Genomic DNA, 24617 nt, shown 5'->3' on the forward strand with positions numbered 1-24617 from the left:
TTGATTGAGTAGTTAATCATCATTTCGATTGCTGAACAATAGAACTAGACGTAGCAATTGTAGGAAAGTACTTAAAGCTGAGGCAATATAAGTAAATGCGGCTGCAGTTAGGACTTTTTTGACAGCAGAAAGTTCAGTTTCGGTCAGTAAGTTCTGGCTTCTTAGTGAAGCGACAGCTCTTCTTGAAGCATCAAATTCAACCGGTAATGTCACAACTTGAAAGAGTAATACCGCAGCAAAAGCCAAAATACCAATATTGATTAGAGTCTGGTTCATCCCAAGAAAAACACCAATTAAGATAAGTGGCATTGAAAGGGATGCACCTAAGTTAGCCACTGGAACTATTCGAGCTCTTAATCGCATAGGGATATAATCATGAGCATCTTGGATAGCATGACCAACCTCGTGGGCTGCAACACCCACAGCAGCAACGGATGAATTATCAAAAGTAGCCTCTGATAGGTTCAGTGTTTTGTTTTGACCATTGTAGTTATCAGTCAAGTTACCTTCAATAGCGTGAATGGTCACATTTTGGATGTTTTGATCAGCTAGGATTGCTTGTGCGGCTTGTTCACCAGTTAAACCTGAATTGCTGAAAACTGTACTGTAGCGAGAAAAAGTCGATTGGACCAAAAACGAGGCAATTGCTGAAAGGCCCATGCCAATCAGAACAAGATAAAAGTAGGGATCATAAAATAGTGGAAACATCGAATTCACTCCATTTCGTTTGAATATAAAAATCGATTTAAAACATCAATTGCATAATAGTTATCATGAATTAGACTGTGTTCACCAAATTCGCCTAGAAGTTCAAATTCATGGAATTCTTTAACGATTGGTGACAGAATGTATTTAATAGATCTTGCTGAGATAACTGAGATATATTTATCTGTGTTTGAATCGTCATCAACGTTGCCGTACATATTTAAGATACGGACATTTTTTGGGAAGCGATGACGTTTAAGCAAGAGTTGTAGGTAGCGTAGATTCATCAAAATTGGTCTACCTTTTTTGGTGAGACGGTTAACATTTGGGAAATCCCCAAGATAAACAACACCGTCAAAAGGACCAGCTAGCAATACGAGTTTGTTTAATCGAGGGAAGTGCTTTGAGCGGTGCTTTTTCATTGCCTCAAGGACTAAACTGGTCGCACCTAAAGAATGTCCCACAGCGTTAAACTGTGTAAAATGATAGGTGTTAGCTAAAGCTGGTAGAATCATATCTAGATATCTGGTAATGCCAATATTACCAACGAACCTATCTTTAAAAACCACTTGGACAATAGGATGAGGCCCATCACCTAAATCGCCATCGTAGTCAATGTTTCCGAGTAAGTCGATTGTAACACGCAAGAACGTTTTATTTTGGCTATATGTCATTGCGGCATCGACCATTTGCTGTGTAGAGGAATCATTACCACGAAAACCATGGACATAAAAAGTTGGGATTTGTTGACTAGGCTTGATATCAGGTTCGCGTTTTTTGTAGCGATATTTTTTACTAAAAAGACGCAAGAAGGGTTTTAAAAGACCAAAGCTAGTTAAAATGCCCATTACAATAGAGAGGTAAGAATCTGTTTTTTTCTTTTTCATTGACTAACCCCCTCCGTGTAATGTAATAGTATTATTTTACATTAAACTTGTTAAAATGAGAAATATAAAGGAATTGTCTGGAGGAAATTTTATGAAATATTACGCAGTAAAAAAAGGTCGCAAATCTGGTATTTATGAAGATTGGGCAAGCGCCAAAGAACAGGTAATGGGTTATAAGGGTGCTATTTATAAGAGCTTTACGACTAAAGAGCAAGCGGAAAGCTTTATGAAAGGCATGGCAAAAACAGCATCCAAAACAACGGCTATACCCGCTCAAAGTTCTAAGACAATTAAAGTGTTTACAGATGGTGGGTCAAGAAACACTGGAAATTACCGTGGTGGACAAGTCAAGGCAACGGATAAAGCAGCGTGGGCTTTTTTAATTAAAACACCTGGACAAAATTATGAAGGGACAGGATTTGAAGCCGGTGCCACGAATAATCGAATGGAAATTACAGCATTACTTAAAGCAATGGCTGGTATTCAATCATTGAATTTAGATCCTGCTGAAGTTGAATTTATTTTAGATTCAAAATATGTGTTAGATGCAATTAGATTAAATTGGTTAAAAGGTTGGGCCAAAAATGGGTTTAAACGCAAGAATGGCGAATTGAAAAATAAAGAGTTATGGCAAAAAATGTATGATTTATTGCCAGAATTTGAACAGTCAACTTTTTCATGGACAAAAGGTCACGCGACAAGTCAAGGCAATGTCTATGTTGATGAACTGTTAAATAAAACAATGGATCAAAACTAGGAAAGAAGTTTTTGAATTTTGATAAATAATGCGCAAGCAAAATTAAATAATGTTAGACAACTAAGTTCAGAGCAAGAAAATGTAATTGATGAACTGTTTGAACTAGTTAAAAAGCATGTATCAGACGACAAACCTTATGTTGTGTGGTTAGATGGGGATGCAGGTACAGGAAAAAGCGTGGTTTTAACGGAGTTGTTCAAAAAAATTCAACAAGAAAATCGCACGCAAAAAGATAGTGTACTTCATCAAACAACTAATTATTTGACTGTTAACCATGCTGAAATGATTAAGGTTTATAAAGAAATTGCAGGAAAAGAACGACATTTATACAAAAAAGATATTCAAAAACCGACACCTTTAATTAATCGGCTACAAAAACAAAATAAGAAAGCAGATATTGTCTTAGTAGATGAAGGTCATTTATTGTTAACGCAACCAGACCGCTACAATAAATTTAATCAAGCTAATCAGTTAACTGAATTAATCAACCAGTCTCGTGTGGTTATTGTTGTATTTGATGCACATCAATTTTTGAAAACTAAAAGCTTTTGGACAACGAAAACCTTACAATCGATTTTAAATAACTATCATCATAAAAAAATATCGTTAACTGAACAATTTAGATTAAAGGCACCTTTAGAAGTGTGCCGTTGGATTGATAGTTTTGCTAAGAATCGCCAACTATTACCTTATCCTGATTCTGGTAATTATGATTTTCGATTATACACAGATTTAGCTAAAATGTATCAAGATTTAAAGCGAAAAGATCAGGAATATGGGTTATCGCGCTTAATTAGTACAGCGGATTATCCTTATAAAATGGATGGTCAGTTATATTACGTTGAAGAACCAGGATTCAAGTTACCTTGGGACCATGACATTGATCCCAATTTGCCCTGGGCGCAAAGACCTGAGACAATTAATGAAGTTGGCTCTATTTATACAATTCAAGGTTTCGATTTGAATTATGCAGGTGTGATTTTAGGACCGGGGATTACTTATAATAAAGAGAAACAGCAAATTGTTCCAAAACCTGAATATTATCAAGATTTTGAAGCATTTAAAAAGCGATCTGATGAAGTATCAAATGAGTCATTAGCGACGATTAAAATGCAAATCATGATGAATGCCGTCAATGTTTTGCTAAAACGCGGCATTCACGGATTGTTTATTTATGCTAGTAATCCAGAATTGAAAGCGGCTTTTGAAGCAATTAATTGCCATAATCATAGGCAATAAACCTTTAACAAAGTCTTAAAAAAGTGTAAAATAGTTTAGAAAAGCCATTTTTATATGTAGAATGAGGATGATAAACGCTATGAAAGGTGAAGATAAAGAATGTATGAAAAGCCATTATTAACAGTTTTAATGCCAGTTTATAATGTTGAGGGTTATATTAAAAGGGGTTTAGACAGCTTACTAGAGCAAAAAAACAAAAATTTTGAAGTATTGGTTGTTAATGATGGTTCAACAGACAGTACACCTGAAATTGTCGAATCATATCGTCATCAATTTCAACATCTAAGGATGGTTTCACAGCCTAATATGGGGTTATCAGCCGCGCGAAACACGGGTCTTGATAATGTTGAAACGCCGTATTTAACATTTTTAGATGGTGATGATTGGGTTGAGCCAGAATTTACAGATCACTTTATCAAAAACATGTCAGAACGTAACGTTGATATGGCAACAAGTAGTTTTTTTATTGATTATGAAGGCAAACCAAGCAAAGTTGCTCATAAAAAAAATGAATCTAAAATTTTGGATAGAAGTCAAATGGCAACGCAAGTTATCAGACCTGGTGGCAGTGTTAAAGGTTATACTTGGAATAAGTGCTATCGTATCGATTTGATTCGCCAACATGATTTGAAATTTGACGAAACGATTTCAATTATGGAAGATCAATACTTTAACTTAAAGTATTTAGAAAAAGCGCAAGGCTCTTTTTTCTATAGCACAAAGCCGCTTTATCATTATATTCAACGTGATGATAGTTTGATTCATAATATTGATTTGAAAGAGTTTGCAGTTGCTATGGTGAAATGTCACGGTCTTTACATCAACTTAAGTATGTCTAAAAAGAATAATCGACCTGATAAAAAGCAAAAAATGTTGGAACAAGAGATTGAAACGAGTATTGAAGAGGAAAAAAATGAATATCAAAGTCAATAATATTTCATTAAACTACCAAAAACTTGGCTCAGGACATCCGTTAATTTTATTGCATGGTAATCAAGAAGATAGTCGCATTTTTGATCGCCTAATGGCGGCCTTGAGCGCACAATATACTGTTTACATAATCGACACCCGGGGACACGGACAAAGCGAATCACCTTCAACATATGCCTACCAAGATATGGTGGAAGATATTGCCAGCTTTATCCGCAAATTAAATTTAAGACAGCCCTACTTATTTGGGTTCAGTGATGGTGGTATCATTGGATTAATGCTTGCAAGTCAGTATCCTAATATTTTAGGTAAGTTTGTGGTTGCAGGGGCTAATACTGATGTGTCAGGTTTAACCAGAAAAGAACGATTGAAGCTAAAATTCGAAAACCTAGTTAAACCGAATCCATTGGTTAAATTGATGCTGACACAACCACCTATTACAGATGCACAACTGAGACGCATCACGGTTCCTGTTTTAGCAATGGTAGGGGAAAAAGATGTTATCACGATTGAACATACGCGTGAATTTTCTAGCAAAATCAAGCACTCAAGATTAATGGTAATGCCAAGGCAAACGCACGATAGCTACATTATCCACAGCTTATATTTAGCACCTACCTTGAAAAACTTTTTCAAATAAAAAAATCCTAACATCATGTTAGGATTTTTTTATTTGGATAATTCAATGATTCTATCGACCACTGTTTCAAGATAATCAATAGTATTTTCAAGTGGCGTTGATGTTGTAATATCAATGCCTAATTTATGAGCTGAATCAATTGGGGAGAGTGAGTTTCCAATTGCTAAAAAGTTTAGCCAATTCTCACGTTCTGTATCTGGATTATTTTTGAATTTTAAGAATTCTTGTGTCGAAATCGTCAGAGAAGCCGAATAAGTGTAGCTGTAAAGTCCCATATAGTAGTGACTTTGACGCATCCAGGTTAACTCAGTGCCTTCATTATATTCGAGGCTATCTCCATAAAATTGTTTTAGCACATCGAGTTTAATCTTATTAAGAATTTCGGCATTAAAACTTTCACCATCATCAACTAATTGATAAACCTTTTGTTGAAATGCAGCTTCAAGCAAATGTGTCACGAAGTTGTGGAAATAAGTATTATTAAATAACTTACCTAAGGCAAATCGTTTTTGTTGGTTGTTTTGACTAGTTGTAGATAAATAATCCGTTAACAACAATTCGTTAAATGTTGAAGCAGTTTCCACAATGTAGGTGGATGGATTAAAATCGAGATAAGTATTGGCTTCACTGCTTAAAATACCTTGTCCTGCGTGTCCCAATTCATGTATCAAAGTGTAGACATCTGAAAGGGTATTTTGCCAAGATAATAGAATTTTTGGTTTCTTTTGGTAAGGTTGTGCACAAAAAGCACCGGTTTCTTTACCTTTATTAGCTGTAAAATCAACCCATCTTTCATCAAATCCCTTTAAAATCATGTTTTGATAGTCAGTTCCTAAAGGTGCTAGGGCGTTTTTGATGTAGTCTTTTGATTGTGCAATAGAAACTTGTGGTGAGTAGTCAAAATCAATATCAATCAGGCGATCGGCGAAAGTTAGTCGATCTAAGTTGTGTTCGTTTTTCAAAAACTTGAGATATTTTTGTACGACCGGACCAAACTTAGTCATGATTAAATCGATTTGACGATTGAACATTTCTCGTGAAACTTCTTGATTATATAGTAGGTAATCAAGAACAGAATCAAAACCATATAAATCGGCTAAAACTTTTTCGCTAGTTACTTTGTTTAGATAATTGGCAGCTAGTGTGTCTTGATATTTGCGAAGCTGTTTTGAAAAAGCATCAAAAGCCGCACGTCTGACATCGGTGTCATGATGAAAAGCGTAATAGTCTTCATATAGGCTAAAGGAGAGTGGATAAGTTTGACCATTAACTGTGAAATCATCAAAAGACAAATCAGAGCCGATGACCTGGCCATATAATCGACTAGGCCCTTGAAGAACGGACATTAGTTTATTCAGTGTTTGTTCAACTTTTTTGTTAGGCGCAATCTTTTGCTTTTGTTTGAGATTTCTCAAGAATCCAGTGAATTGGGGATTATCTTTCATTAATTTTTTGAAGTTTTCGTGAGGCAACTTTAAGAGTAAATCTTCAAAGAATTGTAAATCAGTTGTCAATTTTGCCTCAATTTGGTCGCCACGAAACGCAATATTACTATTTTCAGTATTAGTTAAATCAACAGACTGATTTAAAAAAGCATAATTCAATAAAATATCTGCGTGGTACCATAATTCATTGTAGTCAAAAAGTGCGTCCTTAATTTCGTCCATATTAAGTGAACGATTAGCGTACTGTTCACAGAATTGCTTAACCTGATCCATCAAATTATCGGCCTGATTCAAAAAATCAGTGTTATTTTCACATAAGTCACTTAAATCGTAGGTATAATCTTTTTCGACATCTTTGCGATTAAGGTTGGCTTTTTTTATGCTCATTTGAAACCTCCAAATAATAAATTTGAATCGATTATAGCATTTTTTAACTATTGACGACATTTATTTGGTAAACTAGAATTGAAAAATAACAAATATAAAGGTGAGATTTAATAATTATGTCGACATCAAAACATTCGATTAAGTTACTAGGACTAAACGGAAACCTACCTTTAGCTGAAAAAATCGCAGCTAAAATAGGTGCTCCTTTACTTGAAACAAGTACACGTCATTTTAGTGATGGCGAAATTCAAGTTAATATTGATGAAACAATCCGTGGTGATGATATTTACGTTATTCAATCACTACAAGATCCAATCAATGAAAATATTATGGAAACGCTAATTGTGATTGATGCTTTAAGACGTGCATCAGCACATGAAATCAACGTGGTGTTACCTTACTTTGCTTACTCACGTGCAGACAGAAAGACACATTCAAGAGAACCAATCACAGCTAAACTTTTAGCGAACATGATTGAAGAAGCTGGTGCTGATCGTGTGATTACACTTGATTTGCATGCCGACCAAATTCAAGGATTCTTTGATATTCCTGTCGATCACTTACAAGCTATTCCTATCTTGGCGAAATATTTTATCTCTAAACGTTTTGAAGAAGAAGATATCGTGATCATCTCACCTGATCATAGTGGGACAAAATTAGCTAGAAGATTTGCTGAATACTTCAACGCACCGATTGCGATTATTGATCAACGTGGTCCGCATTACGATACAGATGCTGTTAAGGACGTTATTGGAGATGTCGAAGGTAAAACAGCGATTGTAGTTGATGATATGATTGATACAGGTGTGCGTTTTGCATACGCTTCAAAATCATTATTAGCTGCTGGTGCTAAACAAATTTATGCTGCTGCAACACATGCATTATTATCAAGTGGTGCTAGTCAATTATTGAACGATGCCCCAATTGAAGAAATCGCAGTAACCGATTCAATCGAATTACCAAAAGAACAATATCCTGAAAAAATCAAACGTTTATCTGTTGATTATCTATTTGCCAATGCAATTGAACATATCTACGATAAAAAATCAATCCACGCTGTTTTTGAAGAACAACAAAAACTATAAAAAAAAGAAAGTGCATATTACGCACTTTCTTTTTTTGTCTGTTACTTATTAATCTTCGAAAACTTTAAAACGTGTATTATCATCTACAAAGTCTTTATCGCCAGCTGGATTTTCGACAGAACCAAATGGCATTTGCGCTCTTAATACCCAGTTTTCTGGAATATCAAAGGCTTCTTTAACTTGATCATCAATGATTGGGTTATAGTGTTGGATGTTAGCACCAATATTATTTGAAGCTAGAGCAGTCCAAACACTAAATTGTGCGCCACCAAGACCTTGTTCGCTCCAGTCATGCATGTTTTGTGCATAAGGTGCGAATTGTTTTTTACTTTCTTCAATAGCATCTTGGTCACTGAAGTAAAGGATAGTCCCAATACCATTTTTGAAAGATGATACACGCGATTTTGATTGTTCAAAAGCATCATCATCTGACATGATGCCACGTAGGACATCAATTGTGATATCCCAAACTTTATCAGAAGAGTTACCAAACAAGATAACGGCACGAGTTGTTTGATTGTTAAAAGCAGTAGGTGCCTGTTTAATTGCGTCTTTGATTAGAGTTGTAATTTCTTCTTTTGACTGAGGAACATTTTTGCCCAAAGCATAAATAGAGCGACGTTGAGTCATTAAATCAATAAATGAGTTATTCATAGAAAATACCTTCTTATTCTTATTTTAGTTGTTACTTTTAATATCACAACTTCATTGTAAGAGCCTTTTTGGTATTTGTCAATTAAAAAGCTTAGTCGATAATATCGTAAATCTCAGATAGTGGCAGACGTTTTTTAGGAGTGATGTCTTCATCACGGTAACCAAACCCAGCCATTAAAGAAACACCGAATTTTTCACGGTCTAAAATACCTTTTTGTGCTAAATAATCTTCGACTTTATCAATATTAAATCCTTCGATAGGGCAACTATCAATGTCTAGGAATGCAGCAGTTGTCATCATGTTAGCTAGTGTGATGTAAGTTTGTTTAGCAGCCCAGTGATAAAGGTCATGAGCATTATCAAGCTTGAAATCATTTTGTTGAAAGCTAGCAACACGTTTTAAAAATGGTGATTCTGGATCATATGTGCGTTTGCTGACGGTTTCAGTGAAGTGTTTGACATAATCACTTGTTGGTGTAACATCCTTACGAGCTAGAAAGATAACGAAGTGACTGGCACCAGTTAAACTAGGGTTGGCTCCCCAAGCAAATTCTTTCAAACCTTCTTTAATAGTGTCGTTTTTAACTAGTAACATTTTCCATGGAGAAAATCCAAGTGAACTTGGAGATAGGCGACCTGCTTCAACGATTGTTTCCCAGTCGCTATCAGAAATTTGCTTCTGGCTGTCAAATGATTTTGTTGCATATCTGCGGTTCATAACTTCTAAAATTTGTTCGTTTTTAGTCATTAAAAAATCCTTCTTTCTTATTTTTTATAAGTATAATTAGTTTAACGTACTTTTGTTAATCGTTCAATTGATGTATAGTATTAAAGGATTAGTCAATATCACCAACTTGCATTGGAGGGTTTATCATCGCAAACACGAAATTCAGTAACGCTATTTATATTCTAGTAGCAATTGCAACTAGTGATAATGAACAATTATCAAGTCAAAAAATCGCAGCACAGTTCAATGGTTCTGCCTGTGTTGTTAGAAGAATTATGTCAGAACTGAAAAAAAGCAAACTAATTAGCAAAACGCGTGGATCTGCAAGAACGACGCTTCTAACAGATCCTAAAGACATGACGCTACATCAGATTTTTAAGGCAGTAACACCTGATTATAAGATTTTGAATGTCGATGAAAAAGTTGATCAATCATGTCCAATGGCACGTGCGATACCTGAAGTTTTAAAAACAAGGTATGCGAAATTGCAACGAACCATGGAAGACCAGTTAAAAGAACAAACTTTACAAGACGTTATCGACGATATAAAAAAAGCACAACCTCAATGAGGTTAGTGCTTTTTTTATTTGGACTTAATAAAGGTTTCGCCATCCGCTTTTGGAGCAGTTGATTTACCGATAAAGAAGGCAAGAACAACAATTGTAATTAAGTAAGGTGCGACTTTGAAGACAACGTCATTCCAACCAGAAATAATTGGGATGTAAGCACCTACAATTGATAAACTTTGTGCAAATCCAAAGAATAAAGCGGCAAACATAGCGCCAATTGGATTCCATTTACCAAAAATCATTGCAGCAAGTGCCATAAATCCTTGTCCAGCGATTGTTGAAACATTGTAATTTAATGTAATTGCTTGTGACATGATGGCACCACCGATACCACCAAGCATTCCTGAAATCAAGACAGATGAGTAACGCATCTTGTAAACACTAATACCTAATGTATCAGCAGCTTCAGGATTTTCACCAACAGATCTTAGACGCAAACCAAAGCGAGTTTTGTAAAGAACCCACCAAGAAGCAAAAGCAAGTAAAATCCCAATCCAACCAATCACTAATGTGTTACTGAAGAAAATATCACCAATAACAGGGATTTTTGAAAGTAATGGAATATCAGTTGTCGACATATTTTGTTGGATAATAGGGGTTTGACCTTTACCATCGTAGATAACTTTAGTTAAGAAAACAGCAGCAGCAGGTGCTAACATGTTCAGCACAGTACCACTAATGATGTGGTTAGCACGTAAGTTGACAGTTGCAACAGCATGAACAATTGAGAAAAGCAAACCACAAATTCCACCAACGATTAAGGCTAACCAAGGTGTGGCAGCACCGAATGTTTCGTTGAAAGAAATACTGAAAACAGTTGAGGCAAAAGCACCAATTACCATGATACCTTCTAGTCCAACGTTAACAATTCCACCACGCTCAGAAAAGGTACCACCTAGTGATGTAAAAATTAATGGAGAAGCATAAATCAAAGTGGTTGAAACGATTGTCATTAAAATTGTCATTGTGTTCATTATGCTTTACCTCCTTTTGATTTGTTTGTTTTCATTTTTTTAGAAATATATTCAAATAAGTAACTTGCACCAACAAAGAAGATAATTAAAGCAATCACAATATCGACAATTTCTGAAGGTGTATTTGAGACAACCGGAATGTTTAAACCACCAATTTTTAGTGAGGCAAATAATAGTGAAGCAAAGACAATTCCGATAGGGTTACCATAAGCTAGTAAAGCAACAGCCAATCCATCAAAACCAACAGAAGGGGTGCTTGCTAGAACTAGAATGTTTTGATAGTTACCAATCCCATCAACAGCACCACCAATACCTGCAAGTAGTCCTGAGAGTGTCATCGCTAAAATGATAACTTTCTTGGTACTCATACCAGCATATTTTGAAGCATCTGAGTTCAAACCGATTGAACGAATTTCGTATCCAACGGTTGTTTTTTTCATAACGAAAGCCATGATAATAGCAATCACAATTGCGATGAATAAACCGTAGTGGAAAGTAGAGTTATTCGTTAATTCCATTAAGAAAGGAGAGCGCAGAGAAGCACTTTGTGGAATAGACTTACTGTAGTCAGCATCACCATTTGCTAGGAATGATTTTACAATCCAGTTTGATAGATATAAAGCGATGTAGTTTAACATAATAGTTGTGATAACTTCGTTTGTTTTAAGGTAAGCACGAAGAACACCGGCAATTCCTGACCAAATACCACCAGCAATCGCACCAGCTGCAACGGCCCCAATGATTAAAACAGTTCCCGGTAGTGAAGGGAATGATAGGACAAACCAGATAGAAGATAGCCAACCAACAAGGTATTGACCAGCTCCACCGATGTTAAAGAATCCAGCAGAGGTTGCAACTGAAAACCCAAGGCCAGTTAGAATTAAAGGTGTTGCTTGACGAAGTGTTTCACCAATTGAGTTTGGATCTCCCCAAGCCCCTGTAAATAAAGCTTCATAGGTCATGATAGGATCATAACCTAGGCATAACATAATAATTGCACCGAGTACGAAACCGGCTAATATCGAAATTAAAGGTATACTTAAACGACTTTTCCAATTCTTTGACATATTATTTATCTGCTACCTTTCGTTTGCTTTTTTTGATTTTATCAAGAGGTGTCCCTGCCATCATTAAACCAAGTTCTTGTTCAGAAGTCTTGCTAGCATCAACGATTCCCATGTTTTCACCATTGTGCATAACTAGGATACGGTCAGAAACGTTCAAGATTTCATCTAGTGAGAAACTGACAAGTAAAACACCGTTTCCTTTATCACGTTGATCAACAAGACGTTTATGAATATATTCAATCGCACCAACATCAAGACCACGAGTTGGGTTAGCAGCAATTAATAACTTAGGATTACGTTCAACTTCACGAGCAATAATGACTTTTTGTTGGTTACCACCTGAAAGTGCACCAGTTTCACTTTTTTCGGAAGAAGTACGAATATCGAATTGTTCAATTAGGTGACGAGCGTGTTCGTTCATATAATTGTAATTCAAAACACCGTATGATGAATCAGGTTTACGATAGTAACTTTGTAAGGCAATATTTTCAGATACGGTCATTGGCAAAATCAAACCAAAGCGTTGTCTATCTTCTGGAATATGACCAAGACCTGCTTCGGTAACTTTGCGAACCTTCAAGTTAGTAATATCTTTGTTATCTAATGTAATAGAACCAGATGCAGATTTTTCAAGTCCACTAATAGCTTGAACCAGTTCACTTTGTCCATTACCGTCAACACCGGCAATTCCTAGTACTTCACCCGCATGAACATCGAAGCTAAGGTTTTTAACACGTTCAACTTTTTGACTATCTTTAACAGATAGGTTTTCAATTTTCAGAACAGCTTCACCAGGTTTTGATTTAGTTTTATCTGTTTTGAAGCTAACTTCACGACCAACCATCATGTCAGCTAGTTGCTGTTCAGATGAATCCTTAACTAAAACACTACCGATGATTTGACCACGACGAATAACTGTACATTCATCAGCAACTTCTTTGATTTCATCTAATTTGTGAGTAATTAAGATAATTGATTTACCTTCTTGAACCATTTCCTTCATGATTGCCATTAATTCTGTGATTTCAGAAGGGGTTAAAACAGCTGTTGGTTCGTCGAAAATCAAAATATTAGCATCACGGTAAAGCAATTTAAGAATTTCAACACGTTGTTGCATACCGACAGAAATATCTCTTACTTTAGCATCTGGATCAATTTCCAAGTGATACTTTTCGGATAAATCCATAATTTTTTGTCTAGCTTGTTTAAGGTTTAAAATACCAGCTGCCTTAGTAGGTTCAGCACCTAAAACAATGTTTTCAATTACAGTGAAATCATCAACTAACATGAAATGTTGGTGAACCATTCCGATTCCAAGATTGTTGGCATCTTTTGAAGAAGTCATTGCAACTTTTTCACCGTTAACGAAAACATCACCACTAGTGGGTTGATACAAACCAGATAAAACGTTCATCATGGTAGACTTACCCGCACCGTTTTCACCTAGAAGTGCATGGATTTGTCCTTTTTTAATTTTTAAATTAATGTCATTATTGGCTTTAAAATCGCCAAATGCTTTTGTCATATGCTTAAGCTCAATCGCACATGAAGCTTGATCAAAATTTGATTGCATCTGTTGAATCTCCTTCGTCATCCATTTATTACTACTATTATATCGAAAAATAACCAATTGTTAAATAAAGGTTAAGCATAAAAATAAGAGCTGAAGTTAGTTTCAGCTCTTACTATTTGGTTGTGAGTTAAAAAACTAAGATTATGGTTTTTCTGGAACAGTTACTTTTCCATCAATAATGTCTTGTTTAGCTTGTTCAACTTTGTTCCAAATATCAGTTGATAATTGACCTTTAGAAATATCAACACCGTTTTCTTTCAATCCGAAGACTTTATGTTGTTTACCTGGGAAATTACCAGCAAGTGTTTCATTTGAAACTTCTTCAACAACTGTATTTAAAGCTTTGATTGATGAAGTAAGTGTTAAGTTACCACCGTCATATTGGCCTTCTTCAGTCTGATCACGGTCACAACCGACAACGTAAACTTCTTTACCACTCTTACGAGCATCTTTTGCACTTGAGAAAACGCCAAGTCCAGCACTACCAGCAGCTTGATAAATGGCATCGTTACCATTGTTGTACATTGCTGTTGCGATAGATTTTGCAACGTCAGCTTTATCAAAAGCACCAACGTATTTAACATCAACTTGGATGTCAGGAACAGCGGCTTTAGCACCAGCTACATAACCGGCTTCAAAACGGTTGATGACTTCACCTTTTACACCACCGATAAAACCGATTTTTTTGGTTTTACTATTCAAGGCAGCAGACATACCAGCAAGGTAAGCTGATTCGTTGTCTTTAAATGTTAATGAAGTAACGTTATCTAAATCAGGAACAACAGTATCAATAATCGCAAACTTTGTATTTGGATTTTGTTTAGCACCATCTGTTACAGCTTTATCAAGTTTGTAACCAATAGCGTAAATTAAGTTGTAGTTGTTTTTGATTAATTTGTTAATATTTACGGGATAATCTGAATCTTGGTGAGATTGAACGTAATCATAACCACCTAATCCTTTAGTTAAGTTATGTTCTTTACCCCATTTTGTTAAACCTTCCCAAGCGGATTGGTTGAATGATTTATCGTCAACTCCGTTTAAATCAGTTAAAAGGGCTACGGCAAGTGAGTTACCTTTGTTTTGTGACTCAGAATTGTTTGAAGCCGAACGATTTGTACAGGCTGACAATGGGATGATGATACCAAGTGCTAAAATAGCTAAGCTTATTTTTTTGACTAATTTATTCATATTTTCCTCCGTTATAGACGTATCGTCTAAAATGATTACATGAATATAATAACAGAAGACCACAGAATTAAAAAGTAAAAACTGTATATTTTTAATAAAAAAGTAATTAATGTTCGTATTTAGTTAATTTGTGTATAAAAAAAACAACTAGCTTAAACTAGTTGCTTAATTGTAATTTTTAAATTTAGATAGTGATTTTACCTGACATAATGTCTTGTTTAGCTTGTTCAACTTTTGCCCATGTATCATCGCTTAGTTGGCCTTTAACTAAATCAACACCGTCTTCGTTAAGACCATAAATTGTGTGTTTTCCGCCAGGGAATTCACCGTTCGCATTTTTATCAGCAACGTCTTTGATAACACTTGATAAGTTTTTGATAGAAGAAGTTAGAGTAACGTTACCGCCACTGTATTGACCTTCGTCAGTTTGGTCACGATCAGCACCGATAACCCAAACTTTGTCACCACTTTTAGCTGAATCTTTAGCAACAGAGAACACGCCAGTACCTGTTTCACCAGCAAGTTGATAGATGACATCAGCACCTGTGTTGTACATTGCAGTTGCCATTGATTTACCTAAGTCAGCACGACTGAATGAACCAGCGTATTTAACATCAATTGAGATATCTGGGTTAACAGATTGTGCACCAGCACGGTAACCTTTTTCAAATTTACCTAGGACTTCACCTTGAACACCACCGATGAAACCGATTTTGTTAGATTTAGTTGAAAGTGCAGCAGAAACACCAGCAAGGTAAGCGGCTTGTTCATCTTTGAAAGTTAAAGATGCAACGTTTGATTGATCAGAGATGACATCATCAACGATTGCAAAGTTTGTATTTGGATTTTGTTTAGCAGCATCACCAATTGATTTAGATAAACGGTAACCAACACCGAAAATCATTTGGTATTTGTTTTTGATTAGATTGTTAATTTGAGAAGTTAAGTCTGAATCTTGTGTTGCAGCAGCGTAGTTGAAGCCACCAACACCTTTAGTTAAACTTTTTGATGCTCCCCATTGTTGAAGTCCTTCCCAAGCTGATTGGTTAAAAGACTTGTCATCGATGCTACCTAAAACGGTAACAGCTGTGGGTGTTTTAAATGTTTGATTGACTTCACTAGCTGATTGATTAGCTTGTTTTGAGCGATTAGTACACCCAGTTAACGCTAGCGAGAATACAGCTAATGTTGAAATAATTCCAAAAAGATAACGCTTCTTCATATATATAGACCTCCGAAATAATTAAAATAGTAAAAATATTCAAAACCTCAAACATGTTACTAAATTTTTTTATTTAAATCAAGTATTAGAGTGGATATTTTTGCAAATTAATATAAAAATGGTCACAACTATCAAAATAGTCTGTTGTCACTTTAGGTAATCTTGTGGTAGTATTTCTAAGGAGTAATGTAAATAATGTCATTATATTATGGTAGGAGTTGTTTTTATGGCGAATGCAACACAATCAGTACAGCCAAGATATCAACAAATAGCAATTGGAATTGCCGAGCGAATAGTTGAAGGTCGCTACGTTGAAGGCGAAAAGTTGAGAGCACGTTCAACTATTGCAATGCAGTTTCAAGTTTCACCTGAAACCGCAAGAAAAGCGATCACAATATTAGCTGATCTTTCAATAGTAGAAGTTAAACACGGGTCCGGCTTTTTTGTTTCTTCAAAAGCCCGTGCACAAGAATTTATTAAGCAACATCAAGATGTTCGAAGCTTAACTACAATTAAACAAGATTTAAATCACAGTATTAAAAGACAGCAGTCGGAATCAAAAGAATTCATTACGTTATTGAATAAACTAGTTGACCAAACTAAACGTTTTAATGAAGATAACACATTGATTCCTTATGAATTATTAGTAACAGAAGATTTTGAAGATCACTCTAAAAATATTAGCGAGTTAAACTTTTGGCACAATACAGGTGCAACAATTGTTGCTGTTAAGCACAAAAATAAGATGATTGTTTCACCAGGTCCCTTGGCAAAAATTGAAGTTGGCGATGTCATTTACTTTGTAGGTGATGAATTCGCTTACCAAAGAGTTGTGAACCTCTTGATGTCAAGGTAACCTGAGGGCGTTCATTTGACAAAAGTGACCCTAGGTGTTTTAATAGTGTGGTCACTTAAGAAATTAAGACATAAAATATATGGAGGTAACCATGCCAGTAGTAGAAGTTAAAAATTTAACAAAAGTCTTTGGTAAAAAATCCAAAGCGGCACTAGAAATGGTTAAAGATAAGAAAAGTAAAAACGAAATTTTACGCGAAACAGGGTCAACTGTAGGGGTCTATGATGCAAGTTTCAAAGTCGAAAAAGGTGAAATCTTTGTTATCATGGGTCTTTCAGGATCCGGTAAGTCAACATTGATTCGTTTAATCAACCGTTTGATTGAACCAACTGACGGTTCAGTTATGGTCGATGGTGATGATATTGCTAAAGTAGATAAAGATAAATTACGTGAAATTCGCCGTACAAAAATGAGTATGGTTTTCCAAAACTTTGGTCTTTTTCCAAATCGTACAATTTTAGAAAACACAGCTTACGGATTAGAAATTCGTGGCGTTGAAAAAGAAGAACGTAACAAACGTGCCGGGGAAGCACTTAAAAACTTACACTTATATGATTTTAAAGATCAACTACCTAGTCAACTATCAGGTGGTATGCAACAACGTGTTGGGCTTGCCCGTGCACTTGCAAATGATCCAGAAGTTCTTCTAATGGACGAAGCGTTCTCAGCGCTTGATCCATTGATTCGTAAAGAAATGCAAGATGAATTGCTAGAACTACAACAAAAATTACACAAAACAATTATTTTCATCACTCACGATTTAAACGAAGCACTTCGTTTAGGTGATAGAATTACAATTATGCGTGATGGTCAAATCCAACAAATTGGTACAGGGGAAGAAATTCTAACAACTCCTGCTAACGATTACGTTAAGACATTCGTTCAAGACGTTGACTACTCTCGTGTGCTAACAGCACAAAATATTATGGAACCTGCTTCATTATTAAATATTAAAGCAGAAGGTCCAAATATTGCATTACGTCGTATGAAGCACGATCGTGTATCAATGCTACTTGCTGTTGATCGTGACCGTAAATTACAAGGTGTTATTACAGCAGATGCTGCACGTGATTCCAAAAATTCAGGAAAAGATTTAGTAGAATACTTAGATACTTCAATTCCTACAATTGCAAAAGATACGACTGTTAACGATATCTTTAATATCATTTACGATGCTAAAACACCGGTTGCTGTTACAGAAAACGGAAAAGTTTTAGGTGTTGTTATTCGCGGTAGTGTTATTGAAGCATTAGCAGATGAAGATGCTGAAAGTATCGATACTAATGATATTGTAGATGTTCAACCTGAAAAGGGGGATAAATAATGTTATTCAACATGTCAGTTCCTCAACTGCCAGTTGCTGATTGGGTTGAAGCCATTACGCAATGGCTAACAACCACTCTTTCTGGTTTGTTTGGATTTATCCAAACAGTAGGTCAAGGCTTAATGAACGGTATTACTAACTACCTAACATGGATTAATCCTTTCGTGATGATTGCCATCGTTGTAATTGGTGCGTTCTTTATTTCAGGACGTAAGTTCGGTTTAGCCGCATTTAGTTTAATCGGATTACTGTTCGTTGAAAACCAAGGTGCTTGGAGCGACTTGATGAGCACATTTACCTTGATTCTGGTCTCAAGTTTACTAGCTGTAATTATTGGGATACCACTTGGTATTTGGTCATCAAAAAGTAACGGTGCACAAGCTGTTATTACACCAATTCTTGATTTCATGCAGACAATGCCAGGTTTCGTTTACTTGATTCCTGCTGTTGCTTTCTTCGGTATTGGTGTTGTACCTGGTGTATTTGCATCAGTTATCTTCGCACTACCACCAACAGTTAGAATGACAAACTTAGGTATCCGTCAAGTTCCGGGTGAATTAGTTGAAGCTTCTGAATCATTTGGTTCAACAGCTAGCCAACGTTTATTCAAGCTTGACTTGCCACTTGCTAAAAACACGATTATGGCTGGTGTTAACCAAACAGTGATGTTGTCACTTTCAATGGTTGTTATTTCATCAATGATTGGTGCACCCGGTCTTGGACGTGGTATCTTATCATCTGTTCAAAGAGCGCAAGTGGGTAGTGGGTTTGTTAACGGACTATCTATCGTTATTTTAGCGATTATTATTGACCGTTATACACAAGGTCTTAACCGTATTATGAGTGAAAATATTGCTGATGAAGCTGCTCGTCAAACGAAAAAACGTAACCGTCTAATTGGGACTGTTATTGCATTAGTTGTATTAGTAGGTGGATTTATTACACAAACAGTTGTAGCTAGTCAATCAGGTACAACATCAAAAGGTAATATCACACTAGCCTACTTTGAAATGGACGATGCTGTGGCAACCACAAACGTAGCAGCACAAATCTTGAGAGATGCTGGTTATAACGTTGATGCAACACCACTAGATAATAGTGTTATGTGGCAAGCAGTTGCTAACAAGCAAGCCGATGCATTACTTGCTGGTTGGTTACCATTAACTCATAAAGCACAATACGAAAAATTCAAAGATCAATTAGATTTATTGGGTGCAAACTATGAAGGTGCGCAATTAGGATTAGTTGTGCCATCATATATGAACGTTAACTCTATTGATGATCTTAAAGATCAAGCAAACAAAACAATTGTAACTAATGAGCCTGGTTCAGGTGCGACTGCCGCAACTAAATCAGTAATTGATCAATATGCTAACCTAAAAGACAATGGTTGGAAGATCGAATCATCATCTACAGGTGCAATGGCTGTTTCACTAGGACAAGCTATTAAAAACCACAAAGAAATTATTATTAGTGGTTGGACACCTCACTGGATTTTTGGTGAATATGATGTCAAATTCTTACAAGATCCTAAAAAAGGATTTGGTGAATCAGAAACAATTAATACCTTTGCTCGCCAAGGACTAAAAGATGATAAGCCTGAAGCTTACAATATCTTGAAACAGTTCAAATGGGACGATAAAGATATTAATGAAGTAATGCTTGCTATTCGTGGTGGTAAGTCACCTCAGGATGCTGCCAAAGACTGGATTTCAAAAAATAAAGATAAAGTTGATGGCTGGATTAATAGCAGCAAATAAAAAAGTCACCTACATGAGTTGTAGGTGATTTTTATTAGCTAAAGTGACTATTTTTCTACTTTAAAAAACGGATATATTTGTCACTTTGGTGTTAAATATGTTATTATATATATGTCAAGAAATCAGAAATAATTTATTAAAAAATTTTATTTCTCAAATATTATTTTTTCACTAGTATCCCGTTGCAACAGCGTTTTCGTTAGTTATTGTAAGAGGTACTAGCAATAGTTAATAGCAATTCTAAATTAATATAAGATGAAAATGAGACTTACATATTAGTAGTAATCTTGACAAAAAGTGCCTTTTTATGATTATATGTTATAGTCTGTTAATCATCTTAACAAAATTTATGGAGGTAACCATGCCAGTAGTAGAAGTTAAAAATTTAACAAAAGTCTTTGGTAGAAAAACTAAAGCCGCTCTAGAAATGGTTAAAGATAAAAAGAGTAAAAATGAAATCTTGCGTAAGACCGGTGCAACTGTAGGGGTTTACGATGCAAGTTTCAAAGTTGAAAAAGGCGAAATCTTCGTTATTATGGGTCTTTCAGGATCTGGTAAATCAACATTGATTCGTTTGATTAACCGTTTAATTGAACCAACTGATGGTTCAGTTATGGTTGATGGTGATGATATCGCTAAAGTAGACAAAGATAAATTACGTGAAATTCGCCGTACAAAAATGAGTATGGTATTTCAAAACTTTGGTCTTTTCCCAAACCGTACAATTCTAGAAAACACAGCTTACGGATTAGAAATTCGTGGCGTTGAAAAAGAAGAACGTAACAAACGTGCAGGAGAAGCACTTAAGAACTTACACTTATACGACTTTAAAGATCAACTACCTAGTCAATTATCAGGTGGTATGCAACAACGTGTTGGTTTAGCCCGTGCGCTAGCTAACGATCCAGAAGTTCTTCTAATGGACGAAGCGTTCTCAGCGCTTGATCCATTGATTCGTAAAGAAATGCAAGACGAATTACTAGAACTACAACAAAAATTACAAAAAACAATTATTTTCATCACTCACGATTTAAACGAAGCACTTCGTTTAGGTGATAGAATTACAATCATGCGTGATGGTCAAATCCAACAAATCGGTACAGGGGAAGAAATTCTAACAACTCCTGCTAACGATTACGTTAAGACATTCGTTCAAGACGTTGACTACTCTCGTGTGCTAACAGCACAAAATATTATGGAACCTGCTTCATTATTGAATATTCAATCAGAAGGTCCAAATATCGCACTACGTCGTATGAAACACGATAAAATTTCAATGTTACTTGCTGTTGATCGTGACCGTAAGTTACAAGGTGTTATTACAGCGGAAGCTGCACGTGATGCTAAAAATACAGGAAAAGATCTAGTAGAATACTTAGATACTTCAATTCCTACAATTGCAAAAGACACAACTGTTAACGATATTTTCAATATCATTTACGATGCTAAAACACCGGTTGCTGTAACAGAAAACGGAAAAGTTTTAGGTGTTGTTATTCGTGGTAGCGTTATTGAAGCATTAGCAGATGAAGATGCTGAAAGTATCGATACTAATGATATTGTAGATGTTCAACCTGAAAAGGGGGATAAATAATGTTACCTAATATGTTAATTCAACAACTTCCAGTTGCTGACTGGGTTGAAGCAATTACAAACTGGTTAACCAATACACTAGCTCCGTTCTTTAATTTTATCCAAACTATAGGCCAAGGCTTAATGGACTGGATGACTAACTACTTAACATGGATTAATCCATTTGTAATGATTGCCATCGTTGTAATCGGTGCGTTCTTTATTTCAGGACGTAAGTTCGGTTTAGCCGCATTTAGTTTAATCGGATTATTATTCGTATTGAACCAAGACCTATGGTCAGACTTAATGAGTACATTTACATTGGTACTTATCTCAAGTTTAGTTTCTGTTGTTATTGGTGTGCCTCTTGGTATTTGGTCATCAAAAAGTGATCGTGCACAAGCCGTTATCACACCAATTCTTGACTTCATGCAGACAATGCCAGGTTTCGTTTACTTGATTCCTGCTGTTGCTTTCTTCGGTATCGGTGTTGTTCCTGGTGTATTCTCATCAGTTATTTTCGCGTTACCACCAACAGTTAGAATGACAAACTTAGGTATTCGCCAAGTTCCTGAAGAACTTGTTGAAGCTGCTGAATCATTTGGTTCAACAGGTAGCCAACGTTTATTCAAACTTGACTTACCACTTGCTAAAAACACAATTATGGCTGGTATTAACCAAACAATCATGTTATCACTTTCAATGGTTGTTATGTCATCAATGATCGGTGCTCCTGGTCTTGGACGTGGTGTTTTATCTGCTGTTCAAAGAGCACAAGTTGGTACAGGTTTCGTTAACGGTATCTCACTAGTTATCTTAGCTATTATTATTGACCGTTACACACAAAATATTAACCGTCTAATGTCAGCAGAATCAAAAGCTATTGACAAAGATGCAAAACTAAAACAAATGAAAGTTCGTCGTAGCGTTTTAATTGGATCAGTTGTAGTAATCGTTGTTAGTGCAATTGTTCAAGCTGTGATGGGATAATCATCATTACGATGTGTTAATTTATTGAGAAGAGAAAAAGAATTAAATTTACTACTTTATTTGAGAGCATAAATTAGTTCTTCTTATCAACTCTTTGAATCAACATTTTGATAATAAATAAAAATGCGCTCTCTGGTTTCTTTAGGGAGCGTATTTTTTTGCATCTATTATAGGTATGAATCTACTAAATTTGGAGGATAAAAGTAATTATGAGTAAATTGAAAAAAGTGATGTTAGCTGTGCTGATGACAGTTATTATTATGCCACTGGCAGCTTGTTCATCAGGTGATAGTAAATCATCAGGCGATAATTCAAAAACCGTTAAATTAGCTTATATGGAGTGGGATGACTCGGTTTCATCCACTAACGTTGTTGCTGAAGTTCTGAAAGAAATGGGCTACAATGTTCAACTGACACCCCTAGATAACGCTATTGTATGGCAATCTGTTGCGAATAAACAATCAGATGCAATGGTATCTGCATGGCTACCTCTAACACATGGTCAGCAATATGAAAAATATAAAAATCAAATTGATTTGGTTGGTCCTAGTTTATCGGGAGCTCAATCAGGTCTTGTAGTTCCCTCATATATGACAAATGTAAATTCCGTTTCTGATTTAGTTAATCAGGCTAATAAAACAATCACAGGGATTGAACCTGGTGCAGGAATTATGACAAGTGCAGAAAACGCGTTAAAACAATATTCTAACTTGAAAGATTGGAAGTTAATGCCATCTTCTACAGGGGCAATGACAGCTACTTTAGACAAGGCTTATAAAAACCAAGATGAAATTGTTATTACTGGTTGGGAACCACACTGGATGTTTACAAAATATGATCTTAAATTCTTGGAAGATCCAGAAAAATTAATTAGTTCACCAGAGACAATTAATACTGTAGCTCGACAAGGACTTAAAGAAGATAACCCAGAAGTTTACAAAATACTTAAAAACTTTAAATGGGATATGAGTGATATTGGTGACGTGATGCTTGAGATGAGTAGTGGTAAAAAAGCAGATCAAGCTGCCAAAGACTGGATTTCTAAAAATCAAGATAAAGTTAACAGTTGGAAAAATTCATAATTGTAGTATAATAATGAACATGCGCTATCAACCGGATAGCGCATTTTTTATTGCCGAGATAAGTTGGAGGAAAAATATTTATAATGAAATTTGCTAGGAAAATTAGCATCATGTTGTCACTATTGTTTGTTGGGTTGAGCTTTACAGCATGCTCCCCTAAAAAAGAAACTCAAGCTGCGAAGTCTTCGAATAAGATTACGCTAGCTTACAAGGAATGGGATGATGCAATTGCATCAACATTCGTAGTAGGTGAAGTTTTGCAAGATATGGGGTACCAAGTTGAAATGGTACCTCTAGACAACATTTTTATGTGGAAGTCAGTCGCTGATGGCAGCGCTGATGCTATGGTAACGGCATGGTTGCCCACAACCAATGGTCCGGAATATAAGCGCTACAAAAACAATGTGGATATTATAGGTGAAAGTTTAGTAGATGGAGCCAAAGCAGGATTTATCGTGCCTTCATATATGTCAGTTAATTCAATAGCTGATTTAAAAGATGAAGCGCATAAAACAATTACTGGGATGGAACCAGGAGCTGGAATTACAGCTAACGCTGAAAAAACCTTGAGAAGATATCCTAACTTAAAAGGATTTAAATTAATGCCCTCATCTTCAGGTGCCATGTTTTCTTCCTTAGATAAAGCTATCAAAAACAAAGAAGAAATTATTATCACAGGTTGGATGCCTCACTGGATGTTTAATAAATACGATGTGAAAGTTTTAGATGATCCACAAGGCACAATTAGTGCACCAGAAACAATTACAACCATTGCACGAAAAGGATTACAAGACGATAAACCAGAAGCCTTTAAAGTTCTTAAAAACTTCAAATGGGATTTACCAGATATTAACGAAATCATGGTTAAGCTAAGTGACAATGTCGATCCTAAAAAAGCTGCTAGAGAGTGGATTGAAAAGAATCCTGATAAGGTAGCAAGCTGGAAACAATCTTGATAAAAGATGAAATGATTCTTAAAAA

General features: G+C 35.7%; 22 protein-coding genes and 1 pseudogene. 13 read left to right on the forward strand and 10 right to left on the reverse strand.

From position 1 onward, the window contains the following. Positions 1–12: 12 nt before the first annotated feature. On the reverse strand, positions 13–708 hold the full coding sequence (locus JNUCC80_RS00390; protein ID WP_454152954.1) for a zinc metallopeptidase: 696 nt from the start codon (positions 706–708) through the stop codon (positions 13–15). Positions 709–713: 5 nt separating this feature from the next. After that, positions 714–1592, reverse strand: coding sequence for an alpha/beta hydrolase (locus JNUCC80_RS00395; protein WP_454143598.1), 879 nt, complete (start codon positions 1590–1592; stop codon positions 714–716). Positions 1593–1683: 91 nt separating this feature from the next. Here JNUCC80_RS00395 and JNUCC80_RS00400 point away from each other — a divergent pair, with 91 nt between their 5' ends. The 4 genes from JNUCC80_RS00400 to JNUCC80_RS00415 all read left to right on the forward strand — a co-directional run bounded on the left by JNUCC80_RS00400 (position 1684) and on the right by JNUCC80_RS00415 (position 5158). Next, positions 1684–2349 (forward strand): ribonuclease H family protein, encoded by a 666-nt coding sequence (locus JNUCC80_RS00400; protein WP_454152955.1) that lies wholly within the window; start codon positions 1684–1686, stop codon positions 2347–2349. Positions 2350–2367: 18 nt separating this feature from the next. Next, the gene (locus JNUCC80_RS00405; RefSeq protein WP_454152956.1) at positions 2368–3588 is read left to right on the forward strand and encodes a DUF2075 domain-containing protein; all 1221 of its coding nucleotides are present in this window, start codon (positions 2368–2370) and stop codon (positions 3586–3588) included. A 99-nt stretch (positions 3589–3687) separates the two neighbouring features. After that, positions 3688–4521, forward strand: coding sequence for a glycosyltransferase family 2 protein (locus JNUCC80_RS00410; RefSeq protein ID WP_454143592.1), 834 nt, complete (start codon positions 3688–3690; stop codon positions 4519–4521). Further along, on the forward strand, positions 4502–5158 hold the full coding sequence (locus JNUCC80_RS00415; RefSeq protein WP_454152957.1) for an alpha/beta fold hydrolase: 657 nt from the start codon (positions 4502–4504) through the stop codon (positions 5156–5158). Before JNUCC80_RS00410 ends, JNUCC80_RS00415 begins: the two co-directional genes overlap by 20 nt. 29 nt (positions 5159–5187) lie before the next feature. Here the strand turns inward: JNUCC80_RS00415 and pepF are convergent, their stop codons facing one another. Next, positions 5188–6990: an oligoendopeptidase F gene (gene pepF, locus JNUCC80_RS00420; protein WP_454152958.1), complete on the reverse strand. Its 1803-nt coding sequence runs from the start codon at positions 6988–6990 to the stop codon at positions 5188–5190. Between the two features lie 116 nt (positions 6991–7106). On the opposite strand from pepF, the gene JNUCC80_RS00425 reads away from it, so the two are divergent. Continuing rightward, positions 7107–8075 (forward strand): ribose-phosphate diphosphokinase, encoded by a 969-nt coding sequence (locus JNUCC80_RS00425; protein ID WP_454152959.1) that lies wholly within the window; start codon positions 7107–7109, stop codon positions 8073–8075. 48 nt (positions 8076–8123) lie between these two features. Here the strand turns inward: JNUCC80_RS00425 and JNUCC80_RS00430 are convergent, their stop codons facing one another. Together JNUCC80_RS00430 and JNUCC80_RS00435 are read right to left on the reverse strand one after the other, a co-directional pair. Beyond that, the gene (locus tag JNUCC80_RS00430) at positions 8124–8729 is read right to left on the reverse strand and encodes a nitroreductase family protein (protein WP_454152960.1); all 606 of its coding nucleotides are present in this window, start codon (positions 8727–8729) and stop codon (positions 8124–8126) included. Positions 8730–8820: 91 nt separating this feature from the next. Continuing rightward, entirely contained in the window at positions 8821–9477 is a 657-nt protein-coding gene (locus JNUCC80_RS00435; RefSeq protein ID WP_454152961.1) for an NAD(P)H-dependent oxidoreductase, read from the reverse strand. Between the two features lie 170 nt (positions 9478–9647). Here JNUCC80_RS00435 and JNUCC80_RS00440 point away from each other — a divergent pair, with 170 nt between their 5' ends. Next, positions 9648–10025 (forward strand): Rrf2 family transcriptional regulator, encoded by a 378-nt coding sequence (locus JNUCC80_RS00440; protein WP_454153315.1) that lies wholly within the window; start codon positions 9648–9650, stop codon positions 10023–10025. Between the two features lie 14 nt (positions 10026–10039). On the opposite strand, the gene JNUCC80_RS00445 is transcribed toward JNUCC80_RS00440, so the two are convergent. The 5 genes from JNUCC80_RS00445 to JNUCC80_RS00465 all read right to left on the reverse strand — a co-directional run bounded on the left by JNUCC80_RS00445 (position 10040) and on the right by JNUCC80_RS00465 (position 16052). Continuing rightward, positions 10040–10999: an ABC transporter permease gene (locus JNUCC80_RS00445; RefSeq protein ID WP_454152962.1), complete on the reverse strand. Its 960-nt coding sequence runs from the start codon at positions 10997–10999 to the stop codon at positions 10040–10042. Further along, positions 10999–12066 (reverse strand): ABC transporter permease, encoded by a 1068-nt coding sequence (locus JNUCC80_RS00450; RefSeq protein ID WP_454152963.1) that lies wholly within the window; start codon positions 12064–12066, stop codon positions 10999–11001. The genes JNUCC80_RS00445 and JNUCC80_RS00450 overlap by 1 nt, the downstream gene beginning before the upstream one ends. 1 nt (position 12067) lies before the next feature. Continuing rightward, positions 12068–13639 (reverse strand): ABC transporter ATP-binding protein, encoded by a 1572-nt coding sequence (locus tag JNUCC80_RS00455; RefSeq protein ID WP_454152964.1) that lies wholly within the window; start codon positions 13637–13639, stop codon positions 12068–12070. A gap of 141 nt (positions 13640–13780) precedes the next feature. Next, positions 13781–14830 (reverse strand): BMP family lipoprotein, encoded by a 1050-nt coding sequence (locus tag JNUCC80_RS00460; RefSeq protein WP_454152965.1) that lies wholly within the window; start codon positions 14828–14830, stop codon positions 13781–13783. Positions 14831–15014: 184 nt separating this feature from the next. Further along, the gene (locus JNUCC80_RS00465; protein ID WP_454152966.1) at positions 15015–16052 is read right to left on the reverse strand and encodes a BMP family lipoprotein; all 1038 of its coding nucleotides are present in this window, start codon (positions 16050–16052) and stop codon (positions 15015–15017) included. A 226-nt stretch (positions 16053–16278) separates the two neighbouring features. Here JNUCC80_RS00465 and JNUCC80_RS00470 point away from each other — a divergent pair, with 226 nt between their 5' ends. The 7 genes and pseudogenes from JNUCC80_RS00470 to JNUCC80_RS00500 all read left to right on the forward strand — a co-directional run bounded on the left by JNUCC80_RS00470 (position 16279) and on the right by JNUCC80_RS00500 (position 24592). Next, positions 16279–16908: a GntR family transcriptional regulator gene (locus JNUCC80_RS00470; RefSeq protein ID WP_339968651.1), complete on the forward strand. Its 630-nt coding sequence runs from the start codon at positions 16279–16281 to the stop codon at positions 16906–16908. Between the two features lie 91 nt (positions 16909–16999). Further along, positions 17000–18232 (forward strand): quaternary amine ABC transporter ATP-binding protein, encoded by a 1233-nt coding sequence (locus JNUCC80_RS00475; RefSeq protein ID WP_454152967.1) that lies wholly within the window; start codon positions 17000–17002, stop codon positions 18230–18232. A gap of 11 nt (positions 18233–18243) precedes the next feature. Continuing rightward, complete coding sequence (locus JNUCC80_RS00480; RefSeq protein WP_454153317.1) at positions 18244–19992, forward strand: ABC transporter permease/substrate binding protein; 1749 nt, start codon at positions 18244–18246, stop codon at positions 19990–19992. Between the two features lie 361 nt (positions 19993–20353). Continuing rightward, positions 20354–21586 (forward strand): quaternary amine ABC transporter ATP-binding protein, encoded by a 1233-nt coding sequence (locus JNUCC80_RS00485; RefSeq protein WP_454143569.1) that lies wholly within the window; start codon positions 20354–20356, stop codon positions 21584–21586. Next, positions 21586–22509: pseudogene (locus JNUCC80_RS00490) on the forward strand (ABC transporter permease); the annotation flags it as partial. The gene JNUCC80_RS00485 and the pseudogene JNUCC80_RS00490, both read left to right, overlap by 1 nt. A gap of 254 nt (positions 22510–22763) precedes the next feature. Then, on the forward strand, positions 22764–23636 hold the full coding sequence (locus JNUCC80_RS00495) for a glycine betaine ABC transporter substrate-binding protein (protein WP_454152968.1): 873 nt from the start codon (positions 22764–22766) through the stop codon (positions 23634–23636). A gap of 83 nt (positions 23637–23719) precedes the next feature. Then, positions 23720–24592, forward strand: a complete 873-nt coding sequence (locus JNUCC80_RS00500; protein ID WP_454143565.1) for a glycine betaine ABC transporter substrate-binding protein — start codon at positions 23720–23722, stop codon at positions 24590–24592. The last annotated feature ends 25 nt before the right edge of the window (positions 24593–24617 follow it).

The organism is Holzapfeliella sp. JNUCC 80 (assembly GCF_053667655.1).

Excerpts from the sequence above, each read along its gene's own strand:
- pepF (WP_454152958.1), bottom strand. The coding sequence starts at position 6,990 with ATGAGCATAAAAAAAGCCAACCTTAATCGCAAAGATGTCGAAAAAGAT.
- JNUCC80_RS00465 (WP_454152966.1), bottom strand. The coding sequence starts at position 16,052 with ATGAAGAAGCGTTATCTTTTTGGAATTATTTCAACATTAGCTGTATTC.
- JNUCC80_RS00485 (WP_454143569.1), top strand. The coding sequence starts at position 20,354 with ATGCCAGTAGTAGAAGTTAAAAATTTAACAAAAGTCTTTGGTAGAAAA.
- JNUCC80_RS00400 (WP_454152955.1), top strand. The coding sequence starts at position 1,684 with ATGAAATATTACGCAGTAAAAAAAGGTCGCAAATCTGGTATTTATGAA.
- JNUCC80_RS00455 (WP_454152964.1), bottom strand. The coding sequence starts at position 13,639 with ATGCAATCAAATTTTGATCAAGCTTCATGTGCGATTGAGCTTAAGCAT.
- JNUCC80_RS00435 (WP_454152961.1), bottom strand. The coding sequence starts at position 9,477 with ATGACTAAAAACGAACAAATTTTAGAAGTTATGAACCGCAGATATGCA.
- JNUCC80_RS00430 (WP_454152960.1), bottom strand. The coding sequence starts at position 8,729 with ATGAATAACTCATTTATTGATTTAATGACTCAACGTCGCTCTATTTAT.
- JNUCC80_RS00450 (WP_454152963.1), bottom strand. The coding sequence starts at position 12,066 with ATGTCAAAGAATTGGAAAAGTCGTTTAAGTATACCTTTAATTTCGATA.
- JNUCC80_RS00395 (WP_454143598.1), bottom strand. The coding sequence starts at position 1,592 with ATGAAAAAGAAAAAAACAGATTCTTACCTCTCTATTGTAATGGGCATT.
- JNUCC80_RS00500 (WP_454143565.1), top strand. The coding sequence starts at position 23,720 with ATGAAATTTGCTAGGAAAATTAGCATCATGTTGTCACTATTGTTTGTT.
- JNUCC80_RS00425 (WP_454152959.1), top strand. The coding sequence starts at position 7,107 with ATGTCGACATCAAAACATTCGATTAAGTTACTAGGACTAAACGGAAAC.
- JNUCC80_RS00410 (WP_454143592.1), top strand. The coding sequence starts at position 3,688 with ATGTATGAAAAGCCATTATTAACAGTTTTAATGCCAGTTTATAATGTT.
- JNUCC80_RS00470 (WP_339968651.1), top strand. The coding sequence starts at position 16,279 with ATGGCGAATGCAACACAATCAGTACAGCCAAGATATCAACAAATAGCA.
- JNUCC80_RS00415 (WP_454152957.1), top strand. The coding sequence starts at position 4,502 with ATGAATATCAAAGTCAATAATATTTCATTAAACTACCAAAAACTTGGC.
- JNUCC80_RS00475 (WP_454152967.1), top strand. The coding sequence starts at position 17,000 with ATGCCAGTAGTAGAAGTTAAAAATTTAACAAAAGTCTTTGGTAAAAAA.
- JNUCC80_RS00460 (WP_454152965.1), bottom strand. The coding sequence starts at position 14,830 with ATGAATAAATTAGTCAAAAAAATAAGCTTAGCTATTTTAGCACTTGGT.
- JNUCC80_RS00495 (WP_454152968.1), top strand. The coding sequence starts at position 22,764 with ATGAGTAAATTGAAAAAAGTGATGTTAGCTGTGCTGATGACAGTTATT.
- JNUCC80_RS00480 (WP_454153317.1), top strand. The coding sequence starts at position 18,244 with ATGTCAGTTCCTCAACTGCCAGTTGCTGATTGGGTTGAAGCCATTACG.
- JNUCC80_RS00445 (WP_454152962.1), bottom strand. The coding sequence starts at position 10,999 with ATGAACACAATGACAATTTTAATGACAATCGTTTCAACCACTTTGATT.
- JNUCC80_RS00390 (WP_454152954.1), bottom strand. The coding sequence starts at position 708 with ATGTTTCCACTATTTTATGATCCCTACTTTTATCTTGTTCTGATTGGC.